Origin of the sequence: Salinicola acroporae (assembly GCF_003206615.1) — a bacterium.
Classification (GTDB): domain Bacteria; phylum Pseudomonadota; class Gammaproteobacteria; order Pseudomonadales; family Halomonadaceae; genus Salinicola; species Salinicola acroporae.
The window spans coordinates 37,166-45,175 of sequence record NZ_PZJW01000019.1; the positions used below are offsets into that span (position 1 = coordinate 37,166).

7 protein-coding genes and 2 pseudogenes are annotated in these 8,010 nt (G+C 61.2%); 3 read left to right on the forward strand and 6 right to left on the reverse strand.

Translation table 11 applies throughout. From position 1 onward, the window contains the following. Positions 1-13: 13 nt before the first annotated feature. The 6 genes and pseudogenes from DOM54_RS19565 to DOM54_RS19585 form a co-directional block, all read right to left on the reverse strand. Positions 14-1,201: a beta-barrel domain-containing protein gene (locus DOM54_RS19565; RefSeq protein WP_110717936.1), complete on the reverse strand. Its 1,188-nt coding sequence runs from the start codon at positions 1,199-1,201 to the stop codon at positions 14-16. Next, positions 1,202-3,301, reverse strand: coding sequence for a type I secretion system permease/ATPase (locus DOM54_RS19570; protein WP_110717937.1), 2,100 nt, complete (start codon positions 3,299-3,301; stop codon positions 1,202-1,204). Next, complete coding sequence (locus DOM54_RS20210; protein WP_167406524.1) at positions 3,298-3,624, reverse strand: TolC family protein; 327 nt, start codon at positions 3,622-3,624, stop codon at positions 3,298-3,300. The genes DOM54_RS19570 and DOM54_RS20210 overlap by 4 nt, the downstream gene beginning before the upstream one ends. 45 nt (positions 3,625-3,669) lie before the next feature. Further along, a pseudogene (locus DOM54_RS20640) lies at positions 3,670-3,813 on the reverse strand (hypothetical protein); the annotation flags it as partial. Between the two features lie 83 nt (positions 3,814-3,896). After that, positions 3,897-4,877, reverse strand: a pseudogene (locus DOM54_RS19580) (Ig-like domain-containing protein); the annotation flags it as partial. Then, positions 4,874-5,389: a BapA/Bap/LapF family prefix-like domain-containing protein gene (locus tag DOM54_RS19585; RefSeq protein WP_110717940.1), complete on the reverse strand. Its 516-nt coding sequence runs from the start codon at positions 5,387-5,389 to the stop codon at positions 4,874-4,876. The gene DOM54_RS19585 and the pseudogene DOM54_RS19580, both read right to left, overlap by 4 nt. A gap of 508 nt (positions 5,390-5,897) precedes the next feature. Here DOM54_RS19585 and DOM54_RS19590 point away from each other — a divergent pair. The 3 genes from DOM54_RS19590 to DOM54_RS19600 all read left to right on the forward strand — a co-directional run bounded on the left by DOM54_RS19590 (position 5,898) and on the right by DOM54_RS19600 (position 7,780). After that, positions 5,898-6,524 carry an NUDIX domain-containing protein gene (locus DOM54_RS19590; RefSeq protein WP_110717941.1) on the forward strand — a complete coding sequence of 209 codons (627 nt, stop codon included), beginning with the start codon at positions 5,898-5,900 and terminating at the stop codon, positions 6,522-6,524. 87 nt (positions 6,525-6,611) lie between these two features. Then, positions 6,612-7,058 (forward strand): DUF1249 domain-containing protein, encoded by a 447-nt coding sequence (locus tag DOM54_RS19595; protein ID WP_110603442.1) that lies wholly within the window; start codon positions 6,612-6,614, stop codon positions 7,056-7,058. Beyond that, positions 7,058-7,780 (forward strand): phosphodiesterase, encoded by a 723-nt coding sequence (locus DOM54_RS19600; protein ID WP_110717942.1) that lies wholly within the window; start codon positions 7,058-7,060, stop codon positions 7,778-7,780. The genes DOM54_RS19595 and DOM54_RS19600 overlap by 1 nt, the downstream gene beginning before the upstream one ends. The last annotated feature ends 230 nt before the right edge of the window (positions 7,781-8,010 follow it).

Genomic DNA, 8,010 nt, shown 5'->3' on the forward strand with positions numbered 1-8,010 from the left:
GCGCTGGCAAGCCTCAATAGAGTTTCGCTTTCAGCAGCGGCTTGAGCAGATAGTCCAGCACGCTGCGCTCACCGGTCTGGATATCGACCTGGGCGATCATGTCGGGGATGATCGGCAGCTCCTTGCCGTTGTGGGTCAACGAGCCGCTGTCGGTACGGGTGTAGACCTTGTAGTAGGACTCCGTGCCCCACGGCGTCTCCTCTTCTATGGTATCGGCGCTGATCTGCTCGACCGTGCCTTCGAGATCGCCGTAGATCGTGTAATCGTAGGCGGTGATCTTGACGCTAGCCGGCATGCCGGGCGCCAGGAAAGCAACATCCTGCGGCTTGATCTTGGCCTCGAGCAGCAACTGGTCTTCCAGCGGAATCACTTCCATGATGGTCTCGCCCGGCGGCACCACGCCACCCCGGGTGGTGTAGTTGATCGCGTTGACCCTGCCATGCACCGGCGAGTGCAGCTCGGTACGCTGGTACTGATCCTGGCGCTGCACCAGGACCTGCTCCAGCGACGACAGCTCGCCTTTCTTGTCCGTCAGTTCGGTGTAGGCGTCCTGCACGTAACTGTTCTGGATCTCGGCGCGCTTGCCACGCAGCGAGGCGATATCCTGCTGCAGCTGCAGCGCCTCCATCTGGCTGACGGCCTTGCGCTCGACCAGCGGCTGGATCAGGTTCAGCCGTCGGCTGGCCATCTGGATCTCGTGATCCAAGGAGTGGGTGGCCTCGCGCAGCTTCTCCCGGCGGGCGTGGAACAGCTCGCGCTCGGACCGGGCCAGCGAGCTCTGGGCATCGACATCCGCGGGGAAGTCGATGTTATCCGCCTCGAGCACTTCGGCCTGCAGTCTGGCAATGGCGGCTTTCAGCGCCTGCACCTGGTTTTCCGTCTCCTGGTAGGCACTGCGGAAGCGGGTGCCGCTGAGCTTGACCAGCAACTGGCCCTTGTCGACGATATCGCCTTCGCGCACCTTGAGTTCATCGATGATCCCGCCTTCCAGGCTCTGGATCGACTGGATGCGACTGACCGGGATCACGCGGCCCTCGCCGTGTGTCACCACGGCGATGTGCGCCCAGGCGGACCAGCCGATGAAACTGAGCAGGCAGACCAAGACGGCCCATACCACGGGGCGGGCGAGTGGATGACGCAGGTTGGCCCGTGGGTCGCCAAGCTGCCGCTGAAGCTGCTGGTCGCTGAGTGTGGTGGCCATCTAGCGTCCCTCCCGCTGGGTCGGATTGCTCGAAGCGACCCGATTGCCCTGCACGACCTGGTCGAGGCTACCCTGCATTGCCAGCTTGCCGTCGCGCAGCACGATGGCGCGATCGGTCAGGTCCAGCAGTGGTTTCTTGTGGGTCGAGACGATCAGCGTGCGGCCCTCCATCCACCGTTTGAGGAATGCCACGGCGCGCTTCTCGTTGTTCTGGTCGAAGGCGGCCGTGGGCTCGTCCAGCAGCACGACGCGGGGGTCCTGCAGCACCAGCCGGGCGAGGCCGATGGCCTGACGCTGCCCGCCGGAGACGCCGCCGCTGGAGGCGATCGGCAGCTCCAGCCCCTGGGGGTGACTGCGCACGAAGCGGCCCAGGCCGACGCCGTCCAGCGCCTGGAAGATCTCCTCGTCCTCGTAGGCCGCTCCATCCAGGGTCAGGTTGTCCCGCAGGGTGCCGTAGAACAGCGCGATGTCCGGGGGGGGATAGCCGATCGCCCGACGCCGGTCGGCGGATTCGATCTGGGTGATATTGATGTCGTCTAGCATCACCCGGCCGGCGGTCGGCTCGACGAAGCCCGAAAGCAGCCGCAGCAGGGTCGATTTCCCGGCGCCATTGCCGCCCAGCAGCGCGATCCGCGAGCCCGCCTCGATCGTCAGTTCGTCGATCTTCAGCGCGGCCGGCCCCTCTTCGTGATGGCGGACCACGACCTCTTCCAGGCGATAGTCGCCGTGAAGCCGGGGCTTGCGGACTTTCTGGCCGGTGCCGCTTTCGTTGGGGGCCTGCATCAGTTCGTCCAACCCTTCGACTGCTGCCTTGACGTGCTGCCAGCGGGCGATCAGCGCGCCGATGGTCATGTCGCCGGCGCTGATGCGGTAGACGCCGACGATGACGATGCCGACATACCCCAGTTGCTGTAGCAGCGAGGCCGAATGCGTCAGCATGCTGGTGACGGCTCTCAGCCGGATCGAGGCGTTGGAGAGCTGTGCCGAGAGCGACTCCCACAGCGCCAGGTTTCTGCCCTCGGCCCGTGTTGCCTTGACGGTCTCGAGCTGGTCCAGCGACTCCAGCAGCACCCCGTTCTTGACCGCGCCCTCGCGCAGATTCTCGCGCGCCAGCCTGGCCAGATAGCGCTGCAGCAGCAGCCCGGGGAGGATCATGCCGGCGATGGCGGCTACCGGTACCCAGGCCACCGGGCCGCCGATCCAGGCGATGATCAGCACGAACAGCGCCACGAAGGGCAGGTCGCTGATGGCGCCGGCGGTGGCGGAAGTAAAGAATTCGCGCACCGATTCGAACTCGCGCACCTGGCTGGTGAAGGCGCCGGTGGAGGAGGGCTTGGCGTTGAGGCGCAGGCGAACCGCCTGCTCGAAAAGTTTCGATGAGAGTTCGAGATCCAGGCGCTTGCCGATCACCTCGAGCAGGTGTGCCCTGAGCCCCTTGAGCAGGAACTCCAGCAGTACCGCCAGCGCTACGCCGCTGGCCAGCACCCACAGCGTATCGAAGGCGGCGTTGGGAACGACGCGATCGTAGACCTGCATCGCGAACAGGGCGGTGGATATCGCCAGGACGTTGGCTGCCAGGGCGGCGACGCCGACTTCGGCATAGGCGGGCCAGCAGGCTCTCAGCGGCTCCTTTAGCCAGTGTTTGGGCGCAGCCCGGGCGAAGTTGCCGGCGCGGTCGTCGCTGCGGGCGGCCGGCCGGGCGAAAATTGCCGTGCCGCTGTAAAGAGAGTCCAGTGCTTCCGGCGTCAGCGTCTCCTCGCCGCCGTCGGCTTCGGGGAGGGCGATGCGGGCTTCCTCGCCGTCCAGCGATTCCAGCAGTGCCGTCTCGTCGTTCTCGAGAATCAGTAGCGCCGGCAGCAATCGTGGCGAGATATCCTTCAGCGAGCGTCGGCTCACCCGGGCGCTGACCCCGGCCCGGCGCAGGGCGCGGGAGACTTCCCTCAGCGGCAGCCGTCCCTGCTCCAATGGCAGCCCGTCGCCGAGCTCTGCCAGGGAGGTGGGCCGGCCGAGGCGACGGCATAGAAGTACCATGCCCTCCCGCAGCGGGTCGCTGCTCTCGTCGATCGGATCCGTGAAGCGTTCGGAGGCGGAAAGGCTCATGAGTCGTCACCTCCCAGGCGGCCGGTGATCAACGGATTGATCAGTCCCAGTTGCGAGGCGGCGCGATACTGGATGCGCTTCTGCTGACTCTCCAGATCGATCAACTGGCGGCGAGCCGAGAACGCTTCCTGCCGGATCGTCAGCAGGTCGTTGACGTCGCGCAGCCCTACTGAGAACTGGTCGTCGTAGAGACCGCCCACGGACCGGGCCTCTTCGACCTGCTCGGTCAGCGCTTGCTGGCGCTGACGGTAGACCTCGGCATTCTCGATCAAGGTCAGCACGCTGCGACGGATTTCGCGGCGCTGGTCGTTGGCGACAGACACGTTGCCAGCGCTGTCGGTGGCAGTCGCGGTGAAGTCGTAGTCGCCGTCATCGAGTGCCTCTGGCGTGAACGACCACTCTCCCGCCGCATTGGCGATGGTCGTGCCGAGTTCGGTCTCGCCGGAATAGATCGTGACGATACTATTGGCTTCGGCAGTGCCGCTGAGAATGGGACGATCGCGTCGCCAGATGTCAGGTTCCCGGTGACAAGAGAAGCATCGTCGGTTGCACTGTCGACCGTAGGGGGAGCCGGGGCTGTAATATCGACGGTTACCGTATCTGCGTCGCTTGCTTCGTTGCCGGCGAGATCGATAGCGAGCACGGAAATATCATGATCTCTTTCGTTCAGCACGATGTCTTCTTGGTCTATTATCCAAGTGCCATCGCCATTGTTGGTTGCGTTATGACCTTCTCCGTCTATGGTGACGACGAGATCGGCATTGGCATCTTCCACCTTGCCGGTGATCGGCACGTGCGTGTCATCGGTATCGGGGACATCGACGCTAACGGTTGGGGCGTGGGTGTCCAGTGTGGACGAATCGGTGACACGGATCGTGTTGCCGGCTATGTCTTCCACGGTCAGCGTCACCGTGAGCATGCCATCTTGCAATTCGCTCAAGTCTTGCGGCGTTACATGGAGGTTCTCATCCTGGCTGGAGGAGTCCTGCTGGTCGGTTCTGGAGTCGCTCATTAGGCTGAACAAAGCTCGCGGCGTGACTCTGAAACTACCCTCTCTGTCGACCGTGATGTCGTCGCCACTGGCGGTTATCGTCTCTCCATTGGCATCGCTGATGACGATCGAGTCCACGGTATCGCCAGGCTCGACGTGTCCGGTAAATCCGGTGCTGCCGACCTCTTCGGCGGAAAGCCTTCCATCCCCACCGTCCTCAAAGGCAATGGAGTCGATCTGTGGTGAGGGAGGTTGGGTGTCGATGGTCAGTGCAAAGGGATCGCTGGTCTCGGAAACATTGCCGGCCGCATCGGTGGCGGTGGCGGTAAAGCTGTAGTCTCCATCGTCGAGATTGTCGGTGGTGAATGCCCAGTTGCCCTGATTGTCGGCCATCATGGTGCCGATCTCGTTACCATTGGCGAAGATCGTGACGATACTTCCGGCCTCAGCCTGGCCGTCCAGTGTCGGCGTATCGTCGTTGGTGATATCTCCGCTGTCGAGATCTCCGCTGTCGAGATCTCCGGTTTGTTGATCGATATCGTCGGCGCGTCCGGGGGGGGTTGTCGGTCTCACCGTCTCCGTCATCGGGGGGGGGCCGCGTCGTCATCATCGCTTCCGCCACCACCACCACCACCACCACCTGCTGCAAGCGCACCGGCTGCCAGTGCGCCACCCCCGATGGCGGCCCAGCCCAACGGAGTGACAAAGGCGCCACCGGTACCTTCGCTGGCAATGGCCGCAGGCTCGAATACGCCGAACTCTCCTTGGGGTAGATAATCCGCCAAGACGATTCCGTCACCGGAAGAAGGGCCAAGGTTTGCCCATATCAGTTCTTGATCGTCGCCGGTCAGGTAGAGCTGGCTCGTTATGGCCGGGTCCGTGCCGTAAAAATTTTCGATACGGATGACTTGCCCGTCCGTGGTCCGAAGCAGGAGGTCATTGCCGTCGCGCTGCAGTTCCTGCACGTCGTCCGGGGAGAGGCTCAGCAGCACCTTCTTGGGTTGGTCGAGGGCGATCGTCCCGCTGTCTCCGACCGTAGTGACGGGCGCTGCAGCAACATCTTCATTGAGCTGGCTGATTTTCGCTGAAATGGGCATGGGGCTCTCCCTGCTGAATCACTTGAAACGCATAAGCGTCAGCTTTTTTAGTCAACATGGACGGCTTTTCTGGTTTTTAAGTAGGGATAGGAGAGAACTTAGTTCATTGCAAACTGTTAAAATTGTTGTTTGTTGTAATTTTTTGATACTCATTAATTTATCTTTAAAATCAAGTAATTGAGTATTTTTAGGGTGTTAATAATTATGATTTTTATTGCAAATCCTAAGTATTTTTATGCTTTCTTGGTGAGATTTAATTAACCTTTATCCGCGATTTTTTTCATCGTTAATCGGGCAGGATATAAATGTTTAGGCGAATTATATTGCGCTCTAACTATTGTTTATTATCTTCAAAATTTACTTTGGCTATCTTGGGCATTCTTTGGCGTGAAGATGAGCAGCCTTGCCGGAACCTGGAAGGCCTTTCCGTGGCGGGAATCTGTCAACGCCGGTTGGAATCGCTGACGGCTGCCGCAATAATGAGCCTTCAGTTCCAAGGAGCCACCCCATGGGTCACGAGATCGTCCCGCTTAACCGCTTCGGCACCAAGGATGTCGAGCGAATAGAGGATCAGCGGCTCTACACGGGGTTTTTCGATCTCGAGAAGCGTCGCTTGCGTCACCGGAAATTCAATGGCGGATGGAGCGAGATTCTCGATCGGGAGGTTCACGTTCGCCGTGACGCGGTGGGCGTACTACTCTACGACCCGACTCGAGACGAGGTGGTGCTGGTCGAGCAGATTCGAGCCGGTGCCCTGGATGACGATACGTCGCCGTGGAAGCTGGAACCGGTGGCGGGCCTGGTCGAGCAGGGAGAGTCTCCTGCCGATGTCGCCCGGCGTGAAGCCCGGGAGGAAGCCGGTTGCGAGGTCCGCGAGCTGATCGAACTCCATCGTTATTACCCCAGTCCCGGCGCGTGTACCGAACGAGTCACCCTGTTTTGCGGTTTGATCGATAGCCAGGACATCGGTGGTGTGCATGGCTTGGAAGACGAACACGAGGATATTCTGGTTCATGTCATGTCGTTCCTGGATGCCTGGGACCGATTAATGGCGGGCCAATTGGACAATGCCATGGCGTTGATTGGCTTTCACTGGCTGGCGCGCGAGCGTGCCACGTTGAGAGTCATGGCCTAGCGCGAGGGGCAGCGGCGATGAATGCGGGTCAGCGTGAGCTGTCCGCGTTCGCGCCCTTCACAGGCCGTCAGGCGCCAGGAGAACTGCATGAGAAAGACTGCTTACGTTACGGATCTCAAGACGCTCCAGGCCGAGTGCAGCAGCAATTATCTGCGGCTCTGCCGTCTGGTCATGGATATGGAGCCCGGTGAGGTCAAGGAAGTACCGCTCTCGGGGGAGCATGCCCGTTTTGGCACGCTGTGGTTCGAGGTACTCGAACAGGCGCCCTACACCACGGTCGCTCGGGTATCCCAGACCGGCGTGCTCGACAGTTTCGTCGACTCGCCGCGGATGACGGTGCATCTCTATCACGACGCCGATATGGCGGAAGTGACCGATTTTCAGCGTCAACGCCATTTCCAGGGGCGCTACCGCTACCCGAACCCCCAGATGCATCAGCCCGACGAGAAGCTGCAGATCAATCGCTTTCTGGGCGAGTGGTTGCAGCACGGGCTGGCACATGGCCACGCCGCTGACGTGCCGGAAACGCCTTGATGCGTCTGGTCCAGATTACCGACTGCCACCTGCTGGCCGATCCTAAGGGAACTTCGCGAAAAGGGTTGCCGCTGCGTCAACTTGAGGCGGTGCTCGAACGCGTCCGGGCACTGGGGCCCGATGCGCTGTTGGTTACCGGCGATGTGGCTCAGGACGAGACTTCTGCGGCCTATCGTCATGCCTGCCGGGCGTTCGCGGCCCTGGGCTGTCCGTGGTTCTGGATCCCCGGCAACCATGATCAGCCGGAGTTGATGGAAGAGTGCCATCCTTTTCACGAGCAACTCGACTTCGGCAAGTGGCAGGTACTGCTGTTGAACTCGCGGGTCAGCGGCCAACCCGGTGGGGAGCTGGGCCAGGAGCAGTTGCAGCGTCTTGCGCTGCAGCTCGAGGCCGACGACCGGCCGGCACTGATTGCTCTGCATCATCCTCCGCTGGATATCGGTTCGGTATGGATGGATGCGATCGGATTGAAGGACCGGGACGCCCTGTGGCAGACGCTTTCCCCCTATCCTCAGGTCAGGGCGTTGATCTGTGGTCATATCCATCAGGCGTTCGCGGCTTGGCAGGACGTCGTGGCCGTCTATGGTTGCCCGTCGACATCGGATCAGTTCCTGCCGAAGAGCCACGAATTCACGATCGATGAGGCGGCGCGTCCCGGTCTGCGTGTGCTCGAGCTCCGTGGCGAGACGCTGTCGACCTGGGTCGAGCGGGTCGAGCTCTGAGTGTTTATAACTAAAAACGCTTTTTGGATCATTTTTGATTCTTTGACGTTATTACCAATGTCTCGCTAGGGTTTGCCTCCCAGGAAGCCCATATTCTTATTCCGTCCTGCCATCTTCGTGTTGATGGCGACCGTGAGACATCGACCATGACAGCTCCTATCGTCAGCGCTCAGCGCCAAACCCATCTCAAGCAGCTCGAAGCCGAGTCCATCCATATCATCCGCGAGGTC